The 26,393-nt window shown below is 61.2% G+C and carries 26 protein-coding genes and 1 tRNA gene; 16 read left to right on the top strand and 11 right to left on the bottom strand.

The window, feature by feature from the left end:
- The first annotated feature begins 47 nt into the window (after positions 1–47).
- From glnA to ntrC, 5 genes are all read left to right on the top strand, one after another.
- Positions 48–1,454: a glutamate--ammonia ligase gene (gene glnA / locus AC3WP7_RS08200; protein ID WP_017529544.1), complete on the top strand. Its 1,407-nt coding sequence runs from the start codon at positions 48–50 to the stop codon at positions 1,452–1,454.
- 190 nt (positions 1,455–1,644) lie between these two features.
- Entirely contained in the window at positions 1,645–2,181 is a 537-nt protein-coding gene (locus tag AC3WP7_RS08195) for a chorismate mutase (RefSeq protein ID WP_102591499.1), read from the top strand.
- A 77-nt stretch (positions 2,182–2,258) separates the two neighbouring features.
- Positions 2,259–2,684, top strand: coding sequence for a cupin domain-containing protein (locus tag AC3WP7_RS08190; protein ID WP_092246286.1), 426 nt, complete (start codon positions 2,259–2,261; stop codon positions 2,682–2,684).
- Positions 2,685–2,979: 295 nt separating this feature from the next.
- Entirely contained in the window at positions 2,980–4,065 is a 1,086-nt protein-coding gene (glnL, locus tag AC3WP7_RS08185; RefSeq protein WP_056860661.1) for a nitrogen regulation protein NR(II), read from the top strand.
- Positions 4,062–5,498: a nitrogen regulation protein NR(I) gene (ntrC, locus tag AC3WP7_RS08180; protein ID WP_058423720.1), complete on the top strand. Its 1,437-nt coding sequence runs from the start codon at positions 4,062–4,064 to the stop codon at positions 5,496–5,498. Before glnL ends, ntrC begins: the two co-directional genes overlap by 4 nt.
- Positions 5,499–5,970: 472 nt before the next feature.
- Here ntrC and AC3WP7_RS08175 read toward each other — a convergent pair whose 3' ends face one another.
- The gene (locus AC3WP7_RS08175) at positions 5,971–6,411 is read right to left on the bottom strand and encodes a hypothetical protein (RefSeq protein ID WP_071492417.1); all 441 of its coding nucleotides are present in this window, start codon (positions 6,409–6,411) and stop codon (positions 5,971–5,973) included.
- Between AC3WP7_RS08175 and AC3WP7_RS08170 the strand changes: the two genes are divergently transcribed.
- On the top strand, positions 6,410–6,865 hold the full coding sequence (locus AC3WP7_RS08170; RefSeq protein ID WP_003171120.1) for a tRNA (cytidine(34)-2'-O)-methyltransferase: 456 nt from the start codon (positions 6,410–6,412) through the stop codon (positions 6,863–6,865). The genes AC3WP7_RS08175 and AC3WP7_RS08170 overlap by 2 nt on opposite strands.
- 126 nt (positions 6,866–6,991) lie before the next feature.
- On the opposite strand, the gene secB is transcribed toward AC3WP7_RS08170, so the two are convergent.
- Genes secB through AC3WP7_RS08155 form a run of 3 tightly spaced genes read right to left on the bottom strand, consistent with a single transcriptional unit; the run spans position 6,992 to position 8,182 of the window.
- Positions 6,992–7,471 carry a protein-export chaperone SecB gene (secB, locus tag AC3WP7_RS08165; protein WP_010213875.1) on the bottom strand — a complete coding sequence of 160 codons (480 nt, stop codon included), beginning with the start codon at positions 7,469–7,471 and terminating at the stop codon, positions 6,992–6,994.
- Positions 7,472–7,512: 41 nt separating this feature from the next.
- Positions 7,513–7,767 carry a glutaredoxin 3 gene (gene grxC, locus AC3WP7_RS08160; protein WP_033896917.1) on the bottom strand — a complete coding sequence of 85 codons (255 nt, stop codon included), beginning with the start codon at positions 7,765–7,767 and terminating at the stop codon, positions 7,513–7,515.
- A 1-nt stretch (position 7,768) separates the two neighbouring features.
- Entirely contained in the window at positions 7,769–8,182 is a 414-nt protein-coding gene (locus tag AC3WP7_RS08155; RefSeq protein ID WP_010213877.1) for a rhodanese-like domain-containing protein, read from the bottom strand.
- A 151-nt stretch (positions 8,183–8,333) separates the two neighbouring features.
- Between AC3WP7_RS08155 and gpmI the strand changes: the two genes are divergently transcribed.
- The 6 genes from gpmI to AC3WP7_RS08125 all read left to right on the top strand — a co-directional run bounded on the left by gpmI (position 8,334) and on the right by AC3WP7_RS08125 (position 16,532).
- Positions 8,334–9,860: a 2,3-bisphosphoglycerate-independent phosphoglycerate mutase gene (gene gpmI / locus AC3WP7_RS08150; protein ID WP_093513496.1), complete on the top strand. Its 1,527-nt coding sequence runs from the start codon at positions 8,334–8,336 to the stop codon at positions 9,858–9,860.
- A gap of 258 nt (positions 9,861–10,118) precedes the next feature.
- The gene (locus AC3WP7_RS08145; protein ID WP_092246283.1) at positions 10,119–11,414 is read left to right on the top strand and encodes a murein hydrolase activator EnvC family protein; all 1,296 of its coding nucleotides are present in this window, start codon (positions 10,119–10,121) and stop codon (positions 11,412–11,414) included.
- A 30-nt stretch (positions 11,415–11,444) separates the two neighbouring features.
- A complete protein-coding gene (locus tag AC3WP7_RS08140) occupies positions 11,445–12,752 on the top strand; it encodes a S41 family peptidase (RefSeq protein WP_102591498.1) in 1,308 nt (435 codons plus the stop codon).
- Between the two features lies 1 nt (position 12,753).
- The gene (locus AC3WP7_RS08135; RefSeq protein WP_092246280.1) at positions 12,754–13,524 is read left to right on the top strand and encodes a divergent polysaccharide deacetylase family protein; all 771 of its coding nucleotides are present in this window, start codon (positions 12,754–12,756) and stop codon (positions 13,522–13,524) included.
- Between the two features lie 70 nt (positions 13,525–13,594).
- Positions 13,595–15,178 carry a trypsin-like serine protease gene (locus tag AC3WP7_RS08130; RefSeq protein WP_102591497.1) on the top strand — a complete coding sequence of 528 codons (1,584 nt, stop codon included), beginning with the start codon at positions 13,595–13,597 and terminating at the stop codon, positions 15,176–15,178.
- A 58-nt stretch (positions 15,179–15,236) separates the two neighbouring features.
- Positions 15,237–16,532, top strand: coding sequence for a Vps62-related protein (locus AC3WP7_RS08125; protein ID WP_093121470.1), 1,296 nt, complete (start codon positions 15,237–15,239; stop codon positions 16,530–16,532).
- Here the strand turns inward: AC3WP7_RS08125 and AC3WP7_RS08120 are convergent.
- The 7 genes from AC3WP7_RS08120 to AC3WP7_RS08090 all read right to left on the bottom strand — a co-directional run bounded on the left by AC3WP7_RS08120 (position 16,485) and on the right by AC3WP7_RS08090 (position 22,264).
- Positions 16,485–17,240, bottom strand: coding sequence for a substrate-binding periplasmic protein (locus AC3WP7_RS08120; RefSeq protein ID WP_092246272.1), 756 nt, complete (start codon positions 17,238–17,240; stop codon positions 16,485–16,487). The two genes, AC3WP7_RS08125 and AC3WP7_RS08120, sit on opposite strands and share 48 nt — an antisense overlap.
- A gap of 66 nt (positions 17,241–17,306) precedes the next feature.
- Entirely contained in the window at positions 17,307–18,077 is a 771-nt protein-coding gene (hisF, locus tag AC3WP7_RS08115; protein WP_003171107.1) for an imidazole glycerol phosphate synthase subunit HisF, read from the bottom strand.
- 9 nt (positions 18,078–18,086) lie between these two features.
- The gene (gene hisA, locus AC3WP7_RS08110; protein WP_016972250.1) at positions 18,087–18,824 is read right to left on the bottom strand and encodes a 1-(5-phosphoribosyl)-5-[(5-phosphoribosylamino)methylideneamino]imidazole-4-carboxamide isomerase; all 738 of its coding nucleotides are present in this window, start codon (positions 18,822–18,824) and stop codon (positions 18,087–18,089) included.
- Between the two features lie 39 nt (positions 18,825–18,863).
- A complete protein-coding gene (locus AC3WP7_RS08105; protein ID WP_071492426.1) occupies positions 18,864–19,121 on the bottom strand; it encodes a DUF2164 domain-containing protein in 258 nt (85 codons plus the stop codon).
- Positions 19,121–19,759: an imidazole glycerol phosphate synthase subunit HisH gene (hisH, locus tag AC3WP7_RS08100; RefSeq protein WP_071492427.1), complete on the bottom strand. Its 639-nt coding sequence runs from the start codon at positions 19,757–19,759 to the stop codon at positions 19,121–19,123. Before hisH ends, AC3WP7_RS08105 begins: the two co-directional genes overlap by 1 nt.
- A complete protein-coding gene (gene hisB, locus AC3WP7_RS08095; RefSeq protein WP_017849940.1) occupies positions 19,759–20,352 on the bottom strand; it encodes an imidazoleglycerol-phosphate dehydratase HisB in 594 nt (197 codons plus the stop codon). The genes hisH and hisB overlap by 1 nt, the downstream gene beginning before the upstream one ends.
- A 250-nt stretch (positions 20,353–20,602) precedes the next feature.
- Positions 20,603–22,264 carry an OFA family MFS transporter gene (locus AC3WP7_RS08090; RefSeq protein WP_071492428.1) on the bottom strand — a complete coding sequence of 554 codons (1,662 nt, stop codon included), beginning with the start codon at positions 22,262–22,264 and terminating at the stop codon, positions 20,603–20,605.
- A 325-nt stretch (positions 22,265–22,589) separates the two neighbouring features.
- Here AC3WP7_RS08090 and AC3WP7_RS08085 point away from each other — a divergent pair, with 325 nt between their 5' ends.
- From AC3WP7_RS08085 to AC3WP7_RS08070, 4 genes are all read left to right on the top strand, one after another.
- On the top strand, positions 22,590–24,800 hold the full coding sequence (locus tag AC3WP7_RS08085; protein ID WP_102591496.1) for an AsmA family protein: 2,211 nt from the start codon (positions 22,590–22,592) through the stop codon (positions 24,798–24,800).
- Positions 24,797–25,864 (top strand): A/G-specific adenine glycosylase, encoded by a 1,068-nt coding sequence (gene mutY / locus AC3WP7_RS08080; protein ID WP_071492430.1) that lies wholly within the window; start codon positions 24,797–24,799, stop codon positions 25,862–25,864. Before AC3WP7_RS08085 ends, mutY begins: the two co-directional genes overlap by 4 nt.
- Positions 25,861–26,133 (top strand): oxidative damage protection protein, encoded by a 273-nt coding sequence (locus AC3WP7_RS08075; RefSeq protein WP_028615361.1) that lies wholly within the window; start codon positions 25,861–25,863, stop codon positions 26,131–26,133. The genes mutY and AC3WP7_RS08075 overlap by 4 nt, the downstream gene beginning before the upstream one ends.
- A 103-nt stretch (positions 26,134–26,236) precedes the next feature.
- Positions 26,237–26,312, top strand: a tRNA-Phe gene (locus AC3WP7_RS08070).
- Positions 26,313–26,393 lie beyond the last annotated feature (81 nt).

Below are 26,393 nucleotides of genomic sequence, written 5' to 3'. Positions count from 1 at the left end.
TAAGGGCTAACTCCACTACCCCAGCCCGAAGCCACCCGGAGGACACTATGTCGAAGTCGGTTCAACTCATCAAAGATCATGACGTTAAATGGATTGATCTGCGCTTCACGGACACCAAAGGCACTCAGCACCACGTGACCATGCCGGCTCGCGACGCGCTGGATGATGCTTTCTTCGAAGAAGGCAAAATGTTCGACGGTTCCTCCATCGCTGGCTGGAAAGGCATCGAAGCTTCCGACATGATCCTGATGCCGGACGACAGCACTGCCGTTCTCGACCCGTTCACCGAAGACCCAACCCTGATCATCGTCTGTGACGTGATCGAGCCTTCGACCATGCAAGGCTACGACCGCGACCCACGTGCGATCGCCAAGCGTGCCGAGGAATACCTGAAGTCCACCGGTATCGGCGACACCGTATTCGTAGGCCCGGAGCCAGAATTCTTCATCTTTGATTCGGTCAAGTTCAAGTCCGACATTTCCGGCTCCATGTTCAAGATCTTCTCCGAACAAGGCTCCTGGATGTCCGACCAGGACGTGGAAGGCGGCAACAAAGGCCACCGTCCAGGCGTCAAGGGAGGCTACTTCCCGGTTCCGCCATTCGACCACGACCACGAAATCCGTACCTCCATGTGCAACGCCATGGAAGAAATGGGCCTGGTCATCGAAGTGCACCACCACGAAGTGGCCACTGCCGGCCAGAACGAAATCGGTGTGAAGTTCAACACCCTGGTCGCCAAGGCTGACGAAGTACAGACCCTGAAGTACTGCGTACACAACGTGGCTGATGCCTACGGCCGTACCGCGACCTTCATGCCTAAGCCACTGTACGGCGATAACGGTTCGGGTATGCACGTTCACCTGTCCATCGCCAAAGAAGGCAAGAACACCTTCGCAGGCGAAGGTTACGCCGGCCTGTCCGACACTGCCCTGTACTTCATCGGCGGCATCATCAAGCACGGTAAGGCCCTGAACGGCTTCACCAACCCGTCGACCAACTCCTACAAGCGTCTGGTCCCAGGTTTCGAAGCTCCGGTAATGCTGGCCTACTCCGCTCGCAACCGTTCCGCCTCGATCCGTATTCCTTACGTGTCCAGCCCACGTGCTCGCCGTATCGAAGCGCGCTTCCCGGATCCGGCAGCCAACCCATACCTGGCCTTCGCGGCGCTGGTCATGGCCGGTCTGGACGGTATCCAGAACAAGATCCACCCTGGCGACGCCGCCGACAAAAACTTGTACGACCTGCCGCCTGAAGAGGCCAAAGAGATCCCACAAGTGTGCGGCAGCCTGAAAGAAGCCCTGGAAGAGCTGGACAAGGGCCGTGCGTTCCTGACCAAAGGCGGCGTATTCAGCGACGACTTCATCGATGCCTACATCGAGCTGAAAAGCGAAGAAGAAATCAAGGTTCGCACCTTCGTACACCCACTGGAATACGAGCTGTACTACAGCTGCTGATCCGGTAGCGCTGCTTAACGTGGCGTGACGAAAAAGACCTCCTTCGGGAGGTCTTTTTTTTGCCTGGGGTTTAGCTGGCCGGCGGATTCTCGCGTAACTATAAGGTAGCCTCTGACTGACGCTGCTGTAGACCTGCAAACCCAATCAAAAAGGTGGGAAGGGGCTTACCCCTCCCACAAGGAGATCTTCATTGAAACATAGACTTGTGTTCGCCCTGTTGTTCGCAAGTGCCAGTGCCAGTGCCGCGCCGCCCACCCTGGAGCCGCTGCTCAACAGCATCGCCGAACGCCTGGAGATCGCCGACCAGGTAGCCCTGAGCAAATGGGACAGCCACAAGCCGGTAGAGGACAAAAAGCGCGAACAAGAAGTGATCGCCAGCGTCGCCGCCCAGGCACCGAGCTACAAATTGGCGTCTGCCGCCGTCGAGCAGTTTTTCTCGGCGCAGATCGAGGCGAACAAACTGGTGCAGTACACCCATCTGTCAGACTGGCAGTTCCAGGGCAAGGCACCTGACGATCCACGCCCCGACCTGGTGAAACAGATCCGCCCGCAGTTGGACGAATTGCAAAAACGCCTGCTGCAGCAATTGGCTGACTTCACCCCGCAGCGCACCGATCCACAGTGCCCACAATGGCTGGCCGAAGCCGTGCATGAGCCGCTGAACGATCCGTTGCGTCAGCTGGCGATGATCCGCGCCACGGCCGAACTGTGCACTGGACCTACTTGATTTGAGGACCCGTCCTGCATCTTCACCGAGGCCGGCAGCCATAGCCTGACTGTTCATTTATCGAACAGGATGGAACCATGATCACCCTCAAGTGCTGGATTGCAGCAGCGGTGGGTTTGTCGTTGCTTGGCTGCGGCACCCACCCAAAGAACGCCGTACACATCGAAAAGGAGGTGTTGCTTGAACGCAGCGCGTCATGGGATGGCACACCTTACAAAGCCTACCCCTCAGGTCCGCCGCAACTGACGCTCATACGCCTCAAGATCCCTGCGCACACGCAATTGCCCTGGCACACTCACCCAATGCCAAATGCCGCCTACATCGTTTCGGGAGAGCTGACCGTTGAAACCCGTAAGAGCGGGCTGACGCGCACCTTGAGGCAAGGGCAAACCCTTGCCGAGATGGTAGGCATTGAGCATCGCGGTATTACCGGCAACACCCCGGTCGAGCTGCTGGTCTTTTACGCGGGCCGTCCGGGCATGCCACTTTCCGAACAACACTGATCCATCCCCCACTCCGGATCGTTTTCACCGCGCCCTGAAAACGATCCACTCGCCACTTCCTGAACAACCTTCACAAAACCGCACTATATTGGTGCGATAGGCTGCACCCTTCCCACTTGCCCAGCCCATTTTGGTTCGAAACTTCCCGTGCAAGCTGGCAGAACGCCACAGTTTCGCGCCTGAAACACCCATTTCAGGGCTTTCACGCTTCTTTTCGGAGCCTTGGTTTGGTTTTTGCATTTTCCATGTATCAGCGTGTGCCTCAAGCCCGCGCCTTGCTCCAAAAGAGGTCCTGATGACCATCAGCGATGCACTGCACCGTTTGCTACTCGACAACCTGACCACCGCGACCATCCTGCTCAATGACGACTTGCGTCTTGAGTACATGAATCCGGCGGCGGAGATGCTCCTGGCCATCAGCGGCCAGCGCAGCCATGGGCAGTTCATCAGCGAATTGTTCACCGAGTCGGCCGAAGCCCTGAGTTCGTTGCGCCAGGCGGTGGAGCAGGCACACCCGTTCACCAAACGCGAAGCGATGCTCACCGCCCTCACCGGCCAGACGCTGACCGTCGACTATGCCGTGACCCCCATCCTGAGCAACGGCGCGACGTTGCTGCTGCTGGAAGTACACCCGCGCGATCGCCTGCTGCGCATCACCAAGGAGGAAGCGCAGCTGTCCAAGCAGGAAACCAGCAAGATGCTGGTGCGCGGCCTGGCCCATGAGATCAAGAACCCACTGGGCGGCATTCGCGGCGCAGCGCAGTTGCTGGCCCGTGAGCTGCCGGAAGAACACCTCAAGGACTACACCAACGTCATCATCGAGGAGGCCGATCGCCTGCGTAACCTGGTGGACCGCATGCTCGGCTCCAACAAGTTGCCGTCACTGGCGATGACCAACGTGCACGAAGTGCTCGAGCGCGTCTGCCAGTTGGTGGAAGCCGAAAGCCAGGGCTGCATCACCCTGGTGCGTGACTACGATCCGAGCATTCCCGACGTATTGATCGACCGCGAACAGATGATCCAGGCAGTGCTCAACATCGTGCGCAATGCCATGCAGGCCATCAGCAGCCAGAATGAGCTGCGCCTGGGTCGCATCAGCCTGCGCACCCGCGCCCTGCGCCAGTTCACCATCGGCCACGTGCGCCATCGCCTGGTGACCAAGGTCGAAATCATCGACAACGGCCCGGGCATTCCTGCGGAACTCCAGGAAACCATTTTCTTTCCCATGGTCAGCGGCCGCCCGGACGGTACCGGGCTGGGCCTGGCCATCACCCAGAACATCATCAGCCAGCACCAGGGTCTGATCGAATGTGAAAGCCATCCCGGCCACACCACGTTCTCGATCTTTCTGCCTCTGGAACAAGGAGCCCCATCGACATGAGCCGTAGTGAAACTGTCTGGATCGTCGATGACGACCGTTCTATCCGCTGGGTCCTCGAGAAAGCCTTGCAACAGGAAGGCATGACCACCCAGAGCTTCGACAGCGCCGACGGGGTGATGAGCCGCCTGGCGCGCCAGCAGCCCGATGTGATCATCTCCGACATCCGCATGCCCGGCGCCAGTGGCCTGGACTTGCTGGCGCGGATTCGCGAGCAGCACCCGCGCCTGCCAGTGATCATCATGACCGCGCACTCGGACCTGGACAGCGCTGTCGCGTCCTACCAGGGCGGTGCCTTTGAGTACCTGCCCAAGCCGTTCGACGTGGACGAGGCGGTGGCACTGGTCAAGCGCGCCAACCAGCACGCCCAGGAACAGCAGAACCAGGAAGCCCCACCGGCCCTGACCCGCACCCCGGAAATCATCGGCGAAGCGCCGGCGATGCAAGAAGTGTTTCGCGCCATCGGGCGCTTGAGCCACTCCAACATCACCGTGCTGATCAACGGCGAATCCGGCACCGGTAAAGAGCTTGTCGCTCATGCACTGCACCGCCACAGCCCACGGGCGGCCTCGCCGTTCATCGCGCTGAACATGGCGGCGATTCCCAAGGACTTAATGGAATCCGAGCTGTTCGGCCATGAAAAAGGCGCGTTCACCGGCGCGGCCAACCTGCGGCGCGGGCGTTTTGAACAGGCTGACGGCGGCACCTTGTTTCTCGATGAAATCGGCGACATGCCGGCCGATACCCAGACCCGCCTGCTGCGGGTACTGGCTGACGGTGAGTTCTATCGCGTTGGCGGGCACACGCCGGTCAAGGTCGACGTACGCATCATTGCGGCAACCCACCAGAACCTGGAAACCTTGGTACACGCCGGCAAATTCCGTGAGGACTTGTTCCATCGCCTCAACGTGATCCGTATCCACATTCCACGCATGTCGGACCGTCGCGAAGACATCCCGACCCTCGCCCGTCACTTCCTCAGCCGCGCCGCCCAGGAGCTGGCCGTCGAGCCGAAACTGCTGAAAAGCGAGACCGAGGAGTACCTGAAGAACCTGCCGTGGCCGGGCAACGTGCGCCAGCTGGAGAACACCTGCCGCTGGATCACCGTGATGGCGTCCGGGCGCGAAGTGCATATCAGCGACCTGCCACCGGAGCTGCTGAGCCTGCCGCAAGACTCTGCACCGGTAACCAACTGGGAGCAGGCGCTGCGCCAGTGGGCCGACCAGGCCCTGGCACGCGGCCAGTCGAGCCTGCTGGACAGCGCTGTGCCGGCCTTTGAGCGGATCATGATCGAGACCGCCTTGAAACACACCGCCGGTCGCCGTCGCGATGCCGCCGTGTTGCTGGGCTGGGGCCGCAATACCCTGACGCGCAAGATCAAGGAACTGGGGATGAAGGTCGACGGTGGGGATGATGACGAGGGTGATGAAACCTGAATCTCGGATCCACTCAAGACCCAATGTGGGAGAGGGCTTGCCCCCTCCCACATTTGGACCTCTACAAGGCTCCAGCACCGTGCACCGCTTCAATGCACCATGAACCGGCATCGGGCATGGATCTGGTAGCGAAAGCCAGAGCCTCACTCAATAGAACCCGCGAACCGAAAACACCAAAGCCCCGTATTCCGGGGCTTTGCGCTTTCTGGCGTAATTTTTTGGCCCATATTGCGAATTTTGGCACGCGCCCTGCAATAACCCTGTTACTACCCAGTTTCGGGGACCTTGGTACAGGCAGGCCGAGAATCCCCTCTTTACACCCGGGGTGCTTGATGCGAATCGCGTCGCGCTCCACACCGCTTTGGGGAACCTCGGTACAGGCAGGCCGGGGATTCCCTCTTTAACACCGAAGCTTTGCAAGCTTCACCCCGTTTTGGGAGCCCTGGTACAGGCAGGCCGGGAACTCCCTCTTTTATTCCTCCTGGAGATGGATCTCCAGCCGCCAACGGCCATCGGCCTTCTCGCCCTTCCACTCCCCACGCAATGGTCGCGCCGCCACGAGGTTCAGCAGCAGGCCGCCATCGGTCTTGCGTACGCGCCAGTTCACGTCCTTGTCATTGACCTTGAGCCGTCCACTCGCGGCCTTGCCCTGGGCGTCGAACAACAGCGCCACAGTGCCGTCGACGTGCTCGCCGTGCAACTTGGGTTCGCCGTTGAACCACACCACCACGCCGTCCCTCGCGGTCTCGACCTGTTGCAGTTCGACCGGCTCCGGGGTGGTCAGGCGACCGATCATCAGGCCGACCATCATGCCGACAATCGCCAAAGAGCCCATGACCCTCGGCATAAGCTTCGGCCTCGGGTCCTCTTCGAGGGTAGAATGCAGCGCATCTTTGCCTTCGGAGCCGTGCATGTTTCACGTCATCCTTTTTCAACCAGAAATTCCGCCGAATACCGGCAACGTTATCAGGCTGTGCGCCAACAGTGGCTGCCACCTGCATTTGATCGAACCGCTGGGCTTCGACATGGACGACAAGCGCCTGCGCCGTGCCGGGCTGGATTACCACGAGTACGCCACGCTCAAACGCCACGCCGACCTGGCCAGTTGCCTGGAAAGCCTGGGCCACCCACGGCTGTTCGCGTTCACCACCAAGGGGTCGCGGCCGTTCCATGATGCCAGCTTTGCCGAGGGCGATGCGTTCCTGTTCGGCCCGGAAAGCCGGGGCCTGCCGGCCGAGGTGCTCGACGCCCTGCCCGACGGCCATCGCCTGCGTTTGCCGATGCGCGAGGGCTGCCGCAGCCTGAACCTGTCCAACACCGTGGCCGTCGCCGTCTACGAAGGCTGGCGCCAGCTCGGCTTCAAATAACACACATAACAAATGTGGGAGGGGGCTTGCCCCCGATGACGGAGTGTCAGTCGACATCTATGTGACTGATCCACCGCTATCGGGGGCAAGCCCCCTCCCACATGGGGTCCTGCACCGGGTTCGAGATTACTGAACCGTCGACGAACCTTCCTGTTGCATGCGCTGCAGCTCTTGCGCGTACAGGGCATCGAAGTTCACCGGAGCCAGCATCAGCGCAGGGAACGAGCCACGGGTGACCAGGCTGTCCAGGGTCTCACGGGCATACGGGAACAGGATGTTCGGGCAGAACGCGCCCAGGGTGTGACTCATGGACGCTTCGTCCAGGCCCTGGATCAGGAAGATACCGGCCTGTTGCACTTCAGCGATGAAGGCCACTTCTTCGCCATTCTTGACAGTCACGGACAGGGTCAGCACGACTTCGTGGAAGTCGCCTTCCAGTGCCTTCTGGCGGGTGTTCAGGTCCAGCGCAACGCTTGGCGTCCATTCCTGACGGAAGATGGCCGGGCTTTTCGGCGCTTCGAACGACAGGTCACGCACGTAGATGCGCTGCAGCGAGAACTGTGGCGCTTGGGCTTCTGCAGCTTCGGTGTTCTGTTGGTCAGTCATCGCAGATCCTTGTGATCTTGAGGTCTTTTAGGGTTTAGGAGTCAGACGAGCAGCAGCGCATCCAGTTTACCGGCGCGCTCCAGGGCGAACAGGTCGTCGCAGCCACCGATGTGCCTGGCGCCGATCCAGATCTGCGGCACGGACGTGCGCCCCGCCTTCTGGGCCATTTCGGCGCGCACTTGCGGTTTGCCGTCGACCTTGATTTCTTCGAAGGCAACACCCTTCTTCTCAAGCAGGGCCTTGGCCCGCATGCAGTAAGGGCACCAATCGCTGGAATACACGACAACCTGGCTCATATCACTTCACCAGCGGCAGGTTATCGGCGCGCCAGCTGCTGATGCCACCGGACAACTTGGCGGCGGTGAAACCGGTCTTGAGCATTTCGCGGGCGTGGGTGCCGGCGTGCTGGCCTTGGGCGTCGACCAGGATGATGGTCTTGGCCTTGTGCTTTTCCAGCTCGGCCAGGCGCGCGATCAGCTTGTCCTGAGGAATGTTCAGGGCGCCGACGATGTGACCGGTGGCGAAATCCTTGGCCGGACGAATGTCCACGACAACGGCCTCATCCTTGTTGACCAGCGCGGTCAGCTCCGCCGTGCTCAGGCTGCGGCCACCGCGGCTCAATTCATGAGCGATCAGCAGCGCCAGCAGGATAACGAAGGCACCCACGAGCAGGTAGTGGGCAGTGGCAAATGCAATCAGGTGATCAACCATCAAGGAGGTTCCAGGGCGTTAAAATGGCGGTAAGTATACACAGCCGCCAGGGGGGGCCAACCCCCGTAAAGCGGTGACGTGGTCGGAACTTCGCTTTAAACTGCCACTCCCTTTTCAATTGTCTTCCTTTATTACCGCCGCGAGAGGATCTATGACTACTACGCCTAAACCTTTGGTCCTGATAATTCTCGATGGCTTCGGACACAGTGAAAGCCACCACGACAACGCGGTATACGCGGCCAACAAGCCTGTCCTCGACCGCCTGACCGCCACCGTACCCAACGGCCTCATCTCCGGCTCGGGCATGGACGTGGGCCTGCCGGACGGCCAGATGGGCAACTCGGAAGTCGGCCACATGAACCTCGGCGCCGGACGAGTGGTGTATCAAGACTTCACACGCGTGACCAAAGCGATCCGCGATGGCGAGTTCTTCGAGAACCCGACGATTTGCGCGGCGGTCGATAAAGCAGTGGCTGCCGGCAAGGCCGTGCACTTCATGGGCCTGTTGTCCGATGGCGGCGTCCACAGCCACCAGGACCACCTGGTCGCCATGGCCGAACTGGCCTTCAAGCGCGGCGCCGACAAGATCTACCTGCATGCCTTCCTCGACGGCCGCGACACCCCGCCGAAAAGCGCGCAATCGTCCATCGAACTGCTCGACACCACCTTCGCCGCCCTCGGCAAGGGCCGCATCGCCAGCCTGGTGGGCCGTTACTTCGCCATGGACCGTGACAACCGCTGGGACCGCGTCTCCCAGGCTTACAACCTGATCGTCGACGGCCAGGCCGAATTCAACGCCGCCACCGCCCAGGAAGGCCTGGAAGCCGCCTACGCCCGTGGCGAAAGCGACGAGTTTGTCAAAGCCACCACCATCGGCGAGCCAGTGAAGGTCGAAGACGGCGACGCCGTGGTGTTCATGAACTTCCGCGCCGACCGCGCCCGTGAGCTCAGCCGTGTGTTTGTCGAAGACGGCTTCAAGGAATTCGAGCGCGCCCGCCAGCCAAAAGTGCAGTACGTGGGCCTGACCCAATACGCCGCCAGCATCCCGGCCCCCGCCGCCTTTGCCCCGGGCAGCCTGGACAACGTACTGGGCGATTACCTGGCAAAAAACGGCAAGACCCAGCTACGCATTGCCGAAACCGAAAAATACGCCCACGTAACCTTCTTCTTCTCCGGTGGTCGCGAAGAGCCGTTCCCGGGTGAAGAGCGCATCCTGATCCCATCACCAAAGGTCGCCACCTACGACCTGCAGCCGGAGATGAGCGCGCCGGAAGTCACCGACAAGATCGTCGACGCCATTGACCACCAGCGTTACGACGTGATCGTAGTCAACTACGCCAACGGCGACATGGTGGGCCACAGCGGCAACCTGGAAGCTGCGACCAAGGCCGTGGAATGCCTGGACCTGTGCGTCGGCCGTATCGTCGACGCCCTGGAAAAGGTGGGCGGCGAAGCGCTGATCACGGCCGATCACGGCAACTGCGAGCAGATGTCCGACGAATCCACCGGCCAGGCCCACACTGCTCACACGACCGAACCGGTGCCGTTCATCTACGTCGGCAAGCGTGATTTCAAGGTGCGTAGCGGTGGCGTGCTGGCGGATGTGGCGCCGACCATGCTGATGCTGATGGGGCTGGAGAAGCCGGTGGAGATGACCGGGACTTCGATTCTGGTCTGATTTCCAGCTTCACCGAAAAACAATGTGGGAGGGGGCTTGCCCCCGATTACGGTAGATCAGCTGACACCTATGTGGCTGACACACTGCAATCGGGGGCAAGCCCCCTCCCACATTGGATCTGCGGTGTTTGGAACATGTCTTTTTGCCATACCACTGCCACTCGGCACCTATCTTGCGCTACAGCCCGAATTGGGCGTTTTTTTTGCCGCGCTTGGCGGGCATACTAGGCCGTCCATTTCCCTGGTGTCGCCCGCCTCTATGCTTCGCGCCTTGATTACCCTTGCTCTTGTCTGCCTGCTCCAACCGGCGTTTGCCGACGAGCGCGCACAAACCCAACAACAGTTGGACGCTACGCGTCAGGACATTACCGAGCTGAAGAAACTGCTCGGCAAGCTCCAGGAAGAGAAATCCGGAGTGCAGAAAGACCTGCGCGGTACGGAAACCGAGATGGGCAAGCTGGAGAAGCAGGTCCAGGAGCTACAAAAAGAATTAAAGAAGAGCGAGTCGGAACTGGAGCGACTCGACGCTGAGAAAAAAAAACTCCAGAGCGCCCGCGTTGAACAGCAACGCCTGATCGCGATCCAGGCCCGTGCCGCCTACCAGAACGGCCGCCAGGAATACCTCAAGCTGCTGCTCAACCAGCAGAACCCCGAGAAATTCGCGCGCACCCTCACCTACTACGACTACCTGAGCAAGGCCCGGCTGGAGCAACTTAAAAGCTTCAACGAAACCCTGCGCCAGTTGGTCAACGTCGAACAGGAGATCGCCAACCAGCAGTCGCAGCTGGAAGACCAGAAAAGCGCCCTCAACGCCCAGCGCGACGAGCTGGACAAGGTTCGCAAGGAGCGCCAACTGGCCCTGGCCAAGCTCAATGAGGATGTGAAGGCCCGCGACGCCAAGCTCCAGGCCCGCGAGCAGGACCAGGCCGACTTGGCCAAAGTGCTTAAAACCATCGAGGAAACCCTGGCACGCCAGGCACGCGAGGCCGAAGAAGCGCGGCAGAAAGCGCTGATCGCCCAGCAGGAAGCCGAAAAAAAGCGCCAGCGTGAGGCCGAGCTGGCCGCCACTACGGATGCGCCAGCACCGCGTAAACCGGCGCATGCAGCGCCTGGCCCGCTGGTTTCCAGCGCCGGTGAGTCGTTCGGTGGGCCTTTTGCTTCGGCCCGCGGCAAACTTCCATGGCCAGTTGATGGTCGATTACTGGCACGCTTCGGGGAAACCCGTGGCGATGACACCCGCGCCAAGTGGGATGGGGTGATGATCAGCGCCTCCGCCGGCAGCCAGGTCCACGCCGTTCATGGCGGGCGTGTGGTGTTTGCCGATTGGCTGCGGGGCGCCGGTTTGCTGGTGATTCTCGACCACGGCAATGGCTATTTGAGCCTTTACGGCCACAATCAGACATTACTCAAGTCGGCAGGTGATGTTGTAAAAGCCGGTGAATCCATCTCCACTGTGGGTAACAGTGGTGGCCAGGACACTCCGGCGCTGTACTTCGCTATTCGTCAGCAGGGTCGCCCGAGCGATCCCGCACAATGGTGCCGTTCCCAAGGATAGGGCCGCATCTACATTAGGAGTTCGTTCGACATGCTGCATTTGTCCCGCCTCACATCGCTGGCCCTGACGATCGCCCTGGTGATCGGCGCGCCTCTGGCATCCGCCGACCAGGCTGCCCCGGCCAGCACGGCCGCGACCACCAAGGCGCCGCTGCCGCTGGACGAGCTGCGCACCTTTGCCGAGGTCATGGACCGGATCAAGGCCGCTTATGTCGAACCTGTAGACGACAAGACCCTGCTGGAAAATGCCATCAAGGGCATGCTCAGCAACCTCGACCCGCACTCCGCCTACCTGGGACCGGAAGATTTTGCCGAGCTGCAGGAAAGCACCAGCGGCGAATTCGGCGGCCTGGGCATCGAAGTCGGCTCCGAAGACGGCAACATCAAGGTCGTCTCGCCGATCGACGACACCCCGGCGTCCAAGGCCGGCATCCAGGCCGGCGACTTCATCGTCAAGATCAACGGCCAGCCGACCCGTGGCCAGACCATGACTGAAGCCGTCGACAAGATGCGCGGCAAGATCGGCCAGAAAATCACCCTGACCCTGGTACGCGACGGCGGCAACCCGTTCGACGTGACGCTGACCCGGGCAACCATTGTGGTCAAGAGCGTGAAGAGCCAGCTGCTGGAGTCGGGCTACGGCTACATCCGCATCACCCAATTCCAGGTCAAGACCGGCGACGAAGTGGCCAAGGCCCTGGCCAAGCTGCGCAAGGACAACGGCAAGAAGCTCAGCGGTATCGTGCTCGACCTGCGCAACAACCCGGGCGGCGTGCTGCAGTCGGCAGTGGAAGTGGTCGACCACTTCATCACCAAGGGCCTGATCGTGTACACCAAGGGCCGCATTGCCAACTCCGAACTGCGCTTCTCGGCAACGGGCAACGACCTCAGCGAAAACGTCCCGTTGGCCGTGCTGATCAACGGCGGCAGCGCCTCGGCGTCGGAGATCGTCGCCGGCGCCCTGCAAGACCAGAAGCGCGGCGTGCTGATGGGTACCACCAGTTTCGGCAAAGGCTCGGTGCAAACCGTGTTGCCGCTGAACAACGAACGTGCGCTGAAGATCACCACGGCGCTGTACTACACGCCAAATGGTCGCTCGATCCAGGCCCAGGGCATCGTGCCCGACATCGAGGTGCGCAAAGCCAAGATCACCAACGAGATCGACAGCGAGTACTACAAAGAAGCGGACCTGCAAGGCCATCTGGGCAATGGCAACGGCGGCGCCGACCAGCCCACCGGCAGCGGCAAGAAAGCCAAGCCGATGCCACAGGACGATGACTACCAGCTGGCCCAGGCGCTGAGCCTGCTCAAGGGCTTGAGCATTACGCGCAGCCGTTGATATGCGTTTTGCCCTGATCATCGCCGTGCTGTGCAGCCTGGCCGGAGTCGCCCATGCGACCCCGGCCAACGAGCCCAACAAAGCCTACCTGACCCTTATCATCGACGACCTCGGGCAAAATCTGCCCAGGGATCGTCGCGTGCTGGCCCTGCCCGGGCCGGTGACCACGGCGATCATGCCCGACACGCCCCATGCCGCCGAATTCGCCCGCGAAGCCCACAAGGCCGGCAAGATCGTGATCCTGCACATGCCCATGGACCCGGCCACCGGCCCGTTCGCCTGGCACCCGGAGTTGCCCATCGAGGAACTCGGCAGGCGCCTGGACGCTGCCTTCAAGGCAGTGCCCTACACCGCGGGCATCAACAACCACATGGGCAGCCGCATGACCGCGCAGCCCGAGGCCATGGCCTGGTTGATGGGCGAACTGCAACGGCGCAACAAATTCTTTGTCGACAGCCGCACCAGCGCCAAGACAGTCGCCGCCGCCGAGGCGCAGAAGATCGGCCTGGCCAGCGTCTCGCGGGACGTGTTCCTGGACGACGAACGCACCGAAGCGGCAATCACCACGCAGCTGCAGAGCGCAATCAAACTGGCGCACAAACAGGGTTCGGCGGTGATGATCGGCCATCCCTACCCGCAAACCCTGGCGGTGCTGGAGCGCGAGCTGCCCAAGCTCAAGGCCCAGGGCGTGGAGTGGATCGATATCAAGTTGATGATCAGCGTGCGCAGTAACCAGGCAATGGCCGGCCATGGCAAGAATGGCAAGTACTAGATAGCTACCGTACTGCCCAGCTGACATTCCTGAATAGTCGAACCTTGCGCTCACTCTTTCAGGACATGCCATGAACACGCTCCACCACTTGATTTCGGGGCTGCTGCTCTGCAGCCTTTCCAACCTGCTTATCGCGGCACCAAGGGACTATGGTGAAGGCCTTGCCAACGCCAGCCCGCCCAGAATGCTCGCCAATGCGCAGCATCAGCACGCCCATTGGACTGGCGTCGGTCGCATCCGCAATGAAGCCCAGGCCCTCTGCACCGCCTCCCTACTGGACACCCGCGACGACGCAGGCAAGTCCGGCCCGGCCTATGTGCTCACCAGCAGCCACTGCCTTCATCGCCATAACGGCGGGGTACAAAAAGACCTGGATATCAAAGGCAACATCAGCTTCAACTACTTCGACGACACGCTGGAGAGCCTCAAGACCTTTCCGTTGAAAACCCTGAAATGGAGCAGTAGCCAGGGAGTGGACCTGGCGATCGTCGAGCTGAAAGCTTCGCTTGCCGATTTGCTGAAGGCAGGCATCGCCCCTTTGAAACTGGCCGAAGCGGTCCCCGCCGACGGGGTCGATATCCTCGCGCTGGCTGCACCGGAATGGGACACCCTGCATCTCTCCGCCTGCGCGCAGCAAGCCTCGCGCGAACTGGTGGAACAGCCGTTCGTGTGGCGGGTGACCATGAAAAACCAATGCCAGGGTATCGGCCGCGGCGGCTTCGGCGGGCCACTGCTGGAGCGGGCGACTAATACGCTCTTCGGCATTCTCAGCACCAGCACTTCAGGCCAGACCGAAGAACGCAAATGCCAAAGGGACGCGCCCTGCGAGGTCAACAACGGTATGCCCACCTGGCACTCCGAAACGAACTACGGCAGCCCGGTGACGTTCCTCAACCGGTGCTTTGTCGAAGGCGTTCTGAAAGCCGACAGTGAACACTGCGAACTCTTCCCGACCACCACCATTTCCTTTCGGCACCCGGACCCCATCCAGCAATACTTCGTCAAGCGACCCGACGGCACACACAAGGATATCGTGCCGCGCTGGAACCTTTCCTTCACGACCAACACTGCGCTCTATCGCTACAAAACCACTCGGCGCGCCATTGATTGCGAAAAACCGGAGCTTTACAGCACCCCGATCAAGGCGCAGGACGCGTACGTGAATGACGCCATCGGACCGGAAACCGGTATGCACATGCTGTGTATCGTCGGCTTGGATTCCGAGGAACAACAGGCGACCAACGGCATGATGAAAAATGCCCTGACCCTGGCGGTGGAACTGGCCGAACCCGGGCCGGCACGCACGCCGAACTTGAGCATCAGCCTGGATAAACAGGGGCTGGCGGCCTACACCGTGATCTGGAAGCTCGCGCCGCCATTCATGCATCGCTACTCCTACAAGTTCGGCCCGGCCACCACGACCGATTGCCTCAGGCCAGTCGATTACCTGGCCTTTCCGCCCCCTCCCGTGGAGGAGGAGGAGGACGAACCTATCGAGATATTTTCCACGCTCAATGACTCCCCCAGCACGCGAACAGAGCAGTACGCACGGCTGATCACCGTTCGGGACAGACCCTACAAGATCTGCACCTACGCCTACGACCAGGCTGACCAACCCTCAACACTGCGCGTGGACTTGCTCAAACCCCGCTAACCGGTCCGGCTCGACCACATCGAGAGACAGAACCATTCCATCCACAAGGAGTACCCCCATGGAACCCATCCAAGTCAAAGACCTGCTGATCAACTTCACTTCGGAGTTCACCCCACTCTGGAACGACCAAGGCTCGGGCGCCAAAAAGTCGGCCAGCTTTTGGCGCCCGAGCACCAGTGCCGATCACTTGATCTCGTTCTCCTCATTGGGAGATGTCGCTCACCCGAGCCATGACAATTTGAATCATCGCAAGACCGTCGTTGTTGTCAGCGAAGCCAACAAAACCAACGGCACCGCACTTCGCCAACCGAAAGACTTCATAGAAGTCTGGAACAGTCGCGGCACAGGCGCCAACGCTGATATTTCCATCTGGCAGCCGGTCCCGCCTGATGGCTATGTGGCCCTGGGTACCGTATGCGGCGTGGGCTATCAACGGCCTTCGCTGAACACCGTGCGCTGTGTGCGGGCTGACCTGGCCGTGCCGGCTTACGTTGCCGATCACATCTGGAATGACAAAGGCAGTCGCGGCCAAATCGACTTCAGTGCCTGGGACGTCATGCCGCCGACCGCTCATCCTGGAGAGGCTTACCTGGCACCAGGGACATTTTTCGGGGTGCGGGGCTATGCAAAGCCGGAAGCGCCCGGGTTAGCGCATGCCTTGCATATCCCCCTGACCGAGGTGGCGGGGCACGAGCTCCCGGCCCCGCCCGCACCGTCTGCAGACGGGCAACCTTCAACCCTGGACGCCGAAGAGTCCTTGCATGTCTGCCAACTCCCCTGGTTTCTAGTCTCCGACCCGGAGCTGCCAGCCGACGAGCAACCCTTGCGGTCCCCCTTCTACAGGCTGCAAAGACGCGACAAGTACGTACTGGTCGATGTGGCGCGCAACCCAACGACCACCAGCCAGACCTTCAAATGGACGATTACCAAAGGCTCGCCCGGTTTCGCAGCCAACTTCCTCAAGTGGGCCACGGGTGTCGACATGACCGAGGCATGGACAGGCCATTCTCTCAGAACCAACCCGAAAAGCTCGGTAAGGCTGGGCAGTGCATTCACTCACTCGAGCGTTTCGTCCAAAGGCTGGACCGCCCCGCAAACCACCGACATCGCTGCATATGTCCCGGCCCACAAGACCGTGGCAGCCTATGTGGTCGAAAGCGAGTACACATTGCTGCGCAGGGATGCCAGCCCCCTGGCAACATCAGTGACCTACACCAATACCGAGCAGGTGTATTTCAGTGAGGCAAATACCACCGATTCCGTAGAGGCCGAGCGCCCGCAGCCCGTGCCCGCAAAGGAGCCGCCACTAGAGGTAACGCCCCATGATGTCAGCCACGACCCCCTCGTCTCGTAACTGATCCAACGCCGCTTGAAGCCTGCTCACTACTTCATCCGGCACCTGCTTGTTGAGCGCCAGGTACAGTTCGGCACTGTTGAAACGCAGGATTGTCTTGAGCCCGGAGACCCCGATCTGGCGCGCCAGATAACGCCCGGCGGGGTCGCCGGTGGCCCACAGGTCGATCTGGCCATCCAGCAGCTTTTGCGCGTTGTCCTGGTCGCGCAGCACGACGACCGGGTTGAGTCCCTGCTTTTCCAGGGTCTCGGCGATGGCATCGCCCTTGTAGGCACCGATCCTGTAGCGGCGCGCGTGCTCAAGGTCGTTCAGCTGGATCTTGCTGTCGGCCTTGGCCAACAGCACCCAATCGTCCGGACCGATGGGGCCGACCCATTTGAACAGCGCCTCCCGGTCCGGCAGGCGCGCCATCACGAACACGCCGTAGCCTGGTTTCTCCAGGGCGAGCTTGTAGATGCGCTCCCAGGGGAAACGCAGGGTGAGATTGTAGGAAATGCCCGCACGCTTGAAGGTTTCGCGCACGATGTCCACGGCGATGCCTTCGATGTTCTCGTCCTTGGCGAAGTTCTTGCCGTTTTTCGCCATGTTGTAGGGCGGGAAGTTTTCCGTCAGCAACACCAGGGAGGCGTCGGACGGTTCCTCGGCGCGGGCCGGAACGGTCAACAGGAGGGACGTACTGGCAAGGGCGAGCAGCAGGTGCTTGAACATGAAAGTTACCGGAATCCATGGCAAGCGCAGAGAGTGCCTCTGGCCTGCCATGGTGTCCAGCAGCGTTCAGCGAACGACGATACCGCGCGCCGCCATGTAGGCCTTGGCCTCGGGAACGGTGTATTCGCCAAAGTGGAAAATACTCGCCGCCAGTACCGCGCTGGCGTGGCCTTCGATCACGCCGTCGGCCAGGTGCTGCAGGTTGCCGACGCCGCCGGAAGCGATCACCGGGATGCCCAGCGCATCGCTGATGGCCCGGGTCACGCCCAGGTCGAAGCCGTTTTTCATGCCGTCCTGGTCCATGCTGGTCAGCAGGATTTCACCGGCACCCAGGCCTTCCATCTTCATCGCCCACTCCACCGCGTCCAGGCCGGTCGGCTTGCGACCGCCGTGGGTGAAGATCTCCCAGCGCGGGGTTTCGCCCGGGCCGGAGACTTTCTTGGCGTCGATGGCGACCACGATACATTGCGAGCCGAAGTGCTGTGCGGCCTCGCCCACGAACTCCGGGTTGAACACCGCCGCCGTGTTGATCGAAACCTTGTCCGCGCCGGCATTGAGCAGGTTGCGGATGTCTTGCACAGTGCGCACGCCACCGCCCACGGTCAGCGGGATGAAGACCTGGCTGGCCATGCGCTCGACGGTATGCAACGTGGTATCGCGGCCGTCGACACTGGCGGTGATGTCGAGAAAGGTAATCTCGTCGGCACCTTGCTCATCGTAGCGGCGGGCAATTTCCACCGGGTCACCGGCGTCGCGGATGTTCTCGAACTTGACGCCCTTGACCACGCGACCGTTGTCGACGTCCAGGCAAGGGATGATGCGTTTGGCCAGCGCCATGGTCAGTCCTCAGCCGTTGTAGGCATCGCAGTAAGCCTGGGCTTCAGCGACGTCCAGGGTCCCTTCGTAGATAGCACGGCCGGTGATGGCGCCGATGATGCCGGGCGCCTTGGCGTCCAGCAGCGACTTGATGTCGCCCAGGTTGTGGATGCCGCCGGAAGCGATCACCGGGATCTTCGTGGCGGCCGCCAGCGCAGCGGTGAATGGCACGTTGCAGCCCTGCATCATGCCGTCTTTGGCGATGTCGGTATAAACGATGGCGGAGACGCCGTCGGCTTCAAACTGCCTGGCCAGGTCTATCACCTGCACCGTGCTGATTTCAGCCCAGCCGTCGGTGGCGACGAAACCGTCCTTGGCGTCCAGGCCCACGATCACTTTGCCCGGGAACGCGCGGCAGGCTTCGGCGACGAACGCCGGGTCTTTCACCGCCTTGGTGCCGATGATCACGTAGCTCACGCCGGCCTTGACGTAGTGCTCGATGGTTTCCAGGGAGCGAATACCGCCACCGATCTGGATCGGCAGGTTCGGGTAACGCTTGGCAATGGCGGTGACCACTTCACCGTTCACCGGCTGGCCTTCGAAGGCGCCGTTCAAGTCCACCAGATGCAGACGACGGCAGCCCCCTTCCACCCATTTGGCGGCCATGCTCACCGGGTCATCGGAGAACACGGTGGAGTCTTCCATGCGGCCTTGGCGCAGACGTACGCAGGCACCGTCCTTGAGATCGATAGCGGGGATAATCAGCATCTGGCAAACCTTATTCGATATTCAGCAATGCTTGGGAAATCAGGGTTTCTCAAGCGACCACAGGTCGCTTTCGATGCTTTCGAACCTTTCTTTAAGGAGCGTCTGCGCATCGAAAATCGCCCTGTTGTAATAGTGCGGAGCCACTTCGGTGGTGAACAGTTCGAGGATCTCGGCGACCTCGAACGACCCCAGCTTGAGCTCGAAGCGATCTTCCATGAAACGCTTGATCTTGAGGGTAGCCTCACTCTCCTGTTCAGGCGTGAGGTTCAAGACCGGCTGCTTCGGCTTCCTGGCCATTACCAGCGCCCGTCCCAGGCGGCGAAGTTCTGCAGCAATTGCAGGCCATGGGTATGGCTCTTCTCCGGGTGGAACTGCACGGCAAACCGCGAGCCTTCGGCCAGTGCAGCGGCGAAGTCGACGCCGTAGTGCCCGCCACCCACCACCTGGCCCGGCTTACCGGCGGCAATGTAGTAGCTGTGCACGAAGTAGAAGCGCGCCATGTCCGGAATGTCGTGCCACAGCGGGTGATCCACCGCCTGGCTGACTTCGTTCCAGCCCATGTGCGGGACTTTCAGGTGAGCGCCGTCTTCATGCAGGTCTTTGCCGAAGAACTTCACTTGCCCAGGGAACAGGCCGATGCAGTCGACGCCCTCATTCTCTTCACTGCGGTCGAGCAAGGCTTGCATGCCCACGCAGATGCCGAGGAAGGGACGGTCCTGGCTGACTTCGCGCACCAGGCTGTCAAAGCCCAGGCGGCGAATCTCGGCCATGCAATCGCGAATCGCGCCGACGCCGGGAAACACCACGCGATCGGCTTCGCGAATCACGTTGGCATCGCTGGTGATCAGTACCTTGCCGGCCCCTACATGCTCGAGGGCCTTGGCCACCGAGTGCAGGTTACCCATGCCGTAATCGATAACCGCGACCGTCTGCATTACAGGACGCCCTTGGTCGAAGGCATTTGCCCGGCCATGCGCTCATCCAGCTCCACAGCCATGCGCAGGGCGCGGCCGAAAGCCTTGAACACGGTTTCGATCTGGTGGTGGGTGTTGGTGCCGCGCAGGTTGTCGATGTGCAGGCTGACAAGCGCGTGGTTGACGAACCCCTGGAAGAACTCCTGGAACAGGTCGACGTCGAAGCCGCCCACGGTGGCGCGGGTGTAGGGCACGTGCATCTGCAGGCCTGGACGGCCGGAGAAGTCGATGACCACACGCGACAGCGCTTCGTCCAGCGGGACATAGGCATGGCCGTAGCGACGGATGCCTTTCTTGTCGCCGATGGCCTTGGCAAACGCCTGGCCGAGGGTGATACCGACGTCTTCCACCGTGTGGTGGTCGTCGATATGCAGGTCGCCCTTGCTGACGATATCCAGGTCGATCAGCCCGTGACGGGCGATCTGGTCCAGCATGTGCTCAAGAAAAGGAACACCGATATCAAATCGGGCCTTTCCGGTGCCATCCAGGTTGATCGAGGCTTTGATCTGGGTTTCCAGAGTGTCGCGCTCGACGGACGCCTTACGTTCGGCCATCACCAGCTCCGCAAAATCATTGGGCGAAAAAGGCAGCCATTATAGGGGCGCGGGCGCCAAACAGAAACATCGGAGGGGATAAGACTGATGGAGTGTCGGGGATAGACATGTGCATACATGTGAGAACCAGCTTTTGTGGAGCTGGCTTGCCTGCGATGCAGGCACCTCGGCGTTTCAGTTGCACCGAGGTGATGCCATCGCGGGCAAGCCCGGCTCCCACAGGAACCGCGCCCACAAAATTTTTGCGGTGTTAGTGGAACAGGACTGCGGTCTTCTGCAGGGTCACCCACACACCCCACGCCAACGGAATACCCACCACCAGCCAGGCAGCGATCGCCAATGGCACGGTGCCAGGGGCTGCTTTCCACTCCAGGGAAGTGGTGGCATCCGCGCCTTTGTCATGGCCCAGCGCCTGTTCGGCGGCCAGTTCGGCGTCGGTCATGAAGTACTTGTCCGCCACCGGGCGGACCAGCAGGTTGCAGATGAAGCCCAGCACCAGCAGGCCAGCGAGGATGTACAAGGTGATGTCATAGGCCGCAGCGCGTTCAACGCCGATGCTCAGTTGATACTCACGCAGGTAGTTCACCAACACCGGGCCCAACACACCAGCCGCCGCCCAGGCGGTCAACAGGCGACCGTGGATCGCGCCGACCATTTGCGTACCGAACAGGTCGGCCAGGTAGGCCGGGACGGTCGCAAAACCACCACCGTACATCGACAGGATGATGCAGAACGCCGCCACGAACAGCGCCACGTTGCCCAGGTGCCCCAGGTTCGGGATCAGCGCGTACAGGGCAAAGCCCAGGGCGAAGAACACGAAGTAGGTGTTTTTGCGGCCCAGGTAGTCGGAGAACGACGCCCAGAAGAACCGGCCACCGATGTTGAACAGGCTCAACAGGCCAGTGAAGCCCGCCGCAATGGCGGCGATGGAGGCCAGTTGACCGGCGTCCAGCTGGCCGAATGGCACATCCACACCCAGCAACTTGCCGCCGAACACTTCCTGCAGCAGGGGCGAAGCCATGCCGAGGATGCCGATACCGGCGGACACGTTCAGGCACAGCACCAGCCATACCAGGCGGAATTGCGGGGTTTTCCACGCCACGTTCACGTGTACGTGACGGTGGGTGATCATTGCATTGCTGGCTTTTTTCGCCGGCGCGGTCCAGCCTTCAGGCTTCCAGCCGGTCGGCGGGACGCGGTAGGACAAGGCGCCACCGATCATGAACACGAAGTAGATCGCGGCCATCACCAGGAAGCTCTGCCACACGCCCACGCTGGTGGGCGTAGCAAAGTGACCCATCAATGCCGCTGCCAACGGGGCACCCACCATCGCGCCACCGCCGAAGCCCATGATCGCCATGCCGGTGGCCATCCCGCGCTTGTCCGGGAACCACTTGATCAGGGTCGACACGGGCGAGATATAGCCCAGGCCCAGGCCGATACCGCCAATGACCCCGGAGCCGATCCACATCAGCCAGATCTGGTGGGTATAGATCCCCAACGCCGAAATCAACAGGCCGCCACACCAGCACAGCGCCGAAACAACGCCCGCCTTGCGTGGCCCGGCATGTTCCAGCCAGCCGCCCCAGATCGCTGCCGAGCAGCCCAGGAAGATGAAGAACAGCGTGTAGATCCAGCCCAGCATGGAGATGGGCCAGTCGCATTGGGACGAAAAGACTTGAGCGATAAAGCTCATGTCCGGCGCGCAGGCGACCGGTTTGGTGATACCCAGCGCTTTGGACAGTGGCAGCCAGAACACCGAGAAGCCGTAGGCCATGCCGATGCACAGGTGGATGGCCAAGGCGGCCGGCGGAACCAGCCAGCGGTTGAAGCCGGGCTTGGCGATAATACGTTCCTTGGACAGGAACGCAGGCTGCGCGGCAGATGAAGCTGCCGCAGTGCTAGTGCTCATTGGTGTTTCCCCCAGTTGTTAGTATGTGTCCGTCAGGCGCTCTCTCCCTCGGCCTTGCACGCAAAGCGCGGCCGTTTTGTTGAGTGAAGCTCCGTTTTAGGCGCGACGTTAAGTCGCAGAAGGCGGACGAACATGCAGAGATTAGCATCTGTGGATGACAGAAAAACCAAACTGCCATCACCTTTTTCAGGAAATCTGCTTTGTTTGACGTCAAAAACCCGTTTCCCGGCCCCTGGATACAATGTAACGATCGGGGCACTGACGCAGGCCGTCGGGCGTTATACTCTGCGGCTAAATTTTGAAATCGACATACAAGGACTCGCCCATGAAAGCGTTCGGCAAAATCCTGGGTCTGGTACTTCTCGGGCTGTTGCTGATCATTGTGGCCCTGGGCTTTGCCCTGACCCACCTCTTCGATCCCAACGACTATAAAGATGAGATCCGCCAGATTGCCCGCGACAAGGCCCACATCGAGCTGACGCTCAATGGCGATATCGGCTGGAGCCTGTTCCCCTGGCTCGGGCTGGAACTGCACGAAGCCAGCGTGGCGACCCTGACCAACCCGACCAAACCGTTCGCCGACTTGCAGATGCTCGGCCTGTCGGTACGGGTTTTACCGCTGCTGCGTCGTGAAGTGCAGATGAGCGATGTGCGTGTCGAAGGCCTCAACCTGCGCCTGAACCGCGACAAACAAGGCCATGGCGATTGGGAAGACATCGGCAAGAACGCCAATGAGCCGAGCGCCAGCGCACCCGCTGCCGCGGAACAGGCCGCCGAGCCCGAGCCGGAGAAACCCTCGAAACCTATCCGGCTGGACATCGACAGCCTGACCATCAACAACGCCCGCATCGAATACAACGACGAGCAGACCGGCAAGCAGTTCAGCGCCGAAAGCATCCAGCTGAGCGCCGGCGCCGTGCACGAAGGCGCCAGTATTCCGGTGAAGCTCACTGCCTTCTTCGGCACCAACCAGCCGGTGATGCGCGTCAAGACCGAACTCAACGGCAACCTGCGCATCCAGCGCGCCCTCAAGCGTTATCAGCTGGAAGACATGAAGATCACCGGCGAAGCCACGGGCGAACCGCTGCAAGGCAAGACCGTGACCTTCTCCACCCAGGGCCAACTGCTGGTGGACCAGGCGGCCAATATCGCCGAATGGACCAACCTGAAGCTCTCGGCCAACCAGTTGCGCGCCTTGGGCGAGCTTAAGGTCAACGACCTGGACAAGACCCCGCAGCTCAGCGGCGCCCTGTCCATTGCCCAGTTCGACCTGGCCAAGTTCCTCGACAGCGTCGGCCACCCCCTGCCACCGATGGCCGAGGGCAGCCTGAGCAAGGTCGAACTGGTCAGCCGCCTCAAGGGCACCCCGACCAGCCTGGCGCTGGAAGACCTGAACCTGAAACTCGACGGCAGCACCTTCACCGGTCGCCTGGCGGTGGACGATTTCGCCAAACAGTCGCTGCGCGTGCAGCTCAAGGGCGATACATTCAACGCCGACAACTACCTGCCGGCCAAGTCCGAATCCGCCAAGGGTGCAAGCGCCGCACGCCAGGCCGAGGTGCAGAACAGCGAAGCCGGTGCCATGGCCGCCGGCGGCACCACGCCATTGCCCGACGCCCCGACCAAGGGCGCCTGGAGCACCGACAAGCTGCTGCCATTGACGCGCCTGCGCACGCTGGACGTGGATGCCGACCTCGCCTTCGGTCAACTGACCCTGAGCAAATTGCCGATCCAGAATGCGGCGCTCAAAGCGTCCGGCCTCGACGGCCAACTCAAGCTCGACACCTTGAGCGGCGGTCTCTACAACGGCACCTTCCAGGCCAACGGCAGCCTCGATGTGCGCCAGGATATTCCGGTGCTGGCGTTGCAGAGCCGGATCAAGCAGGTGCCGGTCGAGCGCATCCTGCAGGCCCAGGGGCAGAACCCGCCGGTAAAAGGCCAGATCACCCTGGACAGCAACCTCACAGGCCGCGGCAACAGCCAGAAAGCCCTGATCGACAGCCTCAACGGCACCGCCAGTTTCGTGATCAACAACGGCGTGCTGCTCAACGCCAACCTTGAGCAACAACTGTGCACCGGCATTGCCCTGCTCAACCGCAAGACGCTGAGCAGCACGCCGTCAGGCAAGGACACGCCGTTCCAGGAGCTGAAAGGCAACCTGACCTTGCGTAACGGTGTAGCCAGCAACCCGGACCTGAAAGTGCGCATCCCGGGCCTGACCGTCAACGGTAACGGTGATGTGGACTTGCGCGTGCTGGGCATGGACTACCGCGTCGGCATCATTGTCGAGGGCGACCAGCGCGAAACGCCGGACCCTGCCTGCCAGGTCGGCTCCAACTTCCAGGGCATCGAAGTGCCGCTGCGCTGCCGTGGCCCGCTGGAGCTGGGCGCCAAGGCCTGCCGCCTGGACAAGGACGGCTTGACCCAGGTCGCCATCAAGGCGGCCGGCAACAAGCTCAGCGACAAGCTGGAAGAGAAGCTCGACAAGGTGAACCCGCAGTTGAAAGATGCATTGAAGGGTCTGTTCAAGCGATGAGAAACGAGCAGTTTTCAGAGGCCGTGCTCAATTGGTACGACCGCCACGGTCGCCATGACCTGCCCTGGCAACAGGGCATCACGCCTTATCGGGTGTGGGTCTCGGAGATCATGCTGCAGCAGACCCAGGTCAGCACGGTGCTCAATTACTTCGACCGCTTCATGGCGTCATTGCCAACGGTCGAAGCCTTGGCCGCCGCGCCGGAAGATGAAGTGCTGCACCTGTGGACCGGCCTGGGTTACTACACCCGGGCGCGCAACCTGCAAAAGACCGCGAAGATTGTCGTGGCCGAGTACGGTGGCGAGTTTCCCAGGGATGTCGAAAAGCTCACCGAGCTGCCCGGTATCGGCCTGTCCACCGCCGGCGCGATTGCCAGCCTGAGCATGGGCCTGCGTGCGCCGATCCTCGACGGCAACGTCAAGCGCGTGCTGGCGCGGTTTACCGCACAGGAGGGCTACCCCGGCGAACCCAAGGTGGCCAAGCAGCTGTGGGCCACCGCAGAGCGCTTCACGCCCCAGACCCGCGTCAACGCCTACACCCAGGCGATGATGGACATGGGCGCCACCCTCTGCACCCGCAGCAAGCCCAGCTGCCTGCTGTGCCCGCTGGAAAAACATTGTGAAGCCCACATGCTCGGCCTGGAGACGCGCTATCCGATCCCCAAGCCGCGCAAGACCATCCCGCAAAAGCGCACGCTGATGCCGATGCTGGCGAATGCCGAGGGCGCGATCCTGCTTTACCGTCGCCCTTCCACCGGGCTGTGGGGCGGCCTGTGGAGTTTGCCGGAGCTGGATGACCTGCAAGACCTGGAACACCTGGCCCACCAGCATGCGCTGGAACTGGGCAACCAACAGGCGCTGCCGGGGTTGATCCACACCTTCAGCCACTTCCAGCTCGCCATCGAACCCTGGCTGATCCAGGTCGAGGAAACCGCCCATCACGTGGCCGAGGCCGACTGGCTCTGGTATAACCTCGCCACCCCGCCGCGCCTGGGCCTTGCCGCCCCGGTAAAAAAACTGCTGAAACGCGCGGCCGACGTATTGAATGCAGGAGTGTCGTCATGACCCGCACCATCATGTGCCGCAAGTACAAAGAAGAATTGCCCGGCCTGGAACGCCCTCCGTATCCAGGCGCCAAGGGCCAGGACATTTTCGAACATGTCTCGGCCAAAGCCTGGGGCGACTGGTTGAAACATCAGACCCTGCTGATCAACGAAAAACGCCTGAACATGATGAACGCCGAAGATCGCAAATACCTGGCGGGCGAGATGGACAAGTTCTTTTCCGGCGAGGAATACGCCAAGGCCGACGGCTACGTGCCGCCTGCTCAATAATTGATCAAAAACCGGGGCCGGCACGTAAGCGACGGTAATAATTAAATATTTTTCGAAAACTTGCTTGACGACCCCCTGAAAAACCCGTTTAATGCGCCCCGTTGCCCAGATAGCTCAGTCGGTAGAGCAGGGGATTGAAAATCCCCGTGTCGGCGGTTCGATTCCGTCTCTGGGCACCACTATTCAGTTTCAAGTGGTGCAAACGTCATTTGAAACACACAAAAACCCGCCTAGTGCGGGTTTTTTGTTGTCTGTCGTTT

The organism is Pseudomonas sp. FW305-3-2-15-C-LB1, from assembly GCF_058787615.1.
The sequence above is the reverse complement of the archived record's forward strand: the minus strand, read 5'-3'. Positions and strand labels throughout refer to the sequence as shown.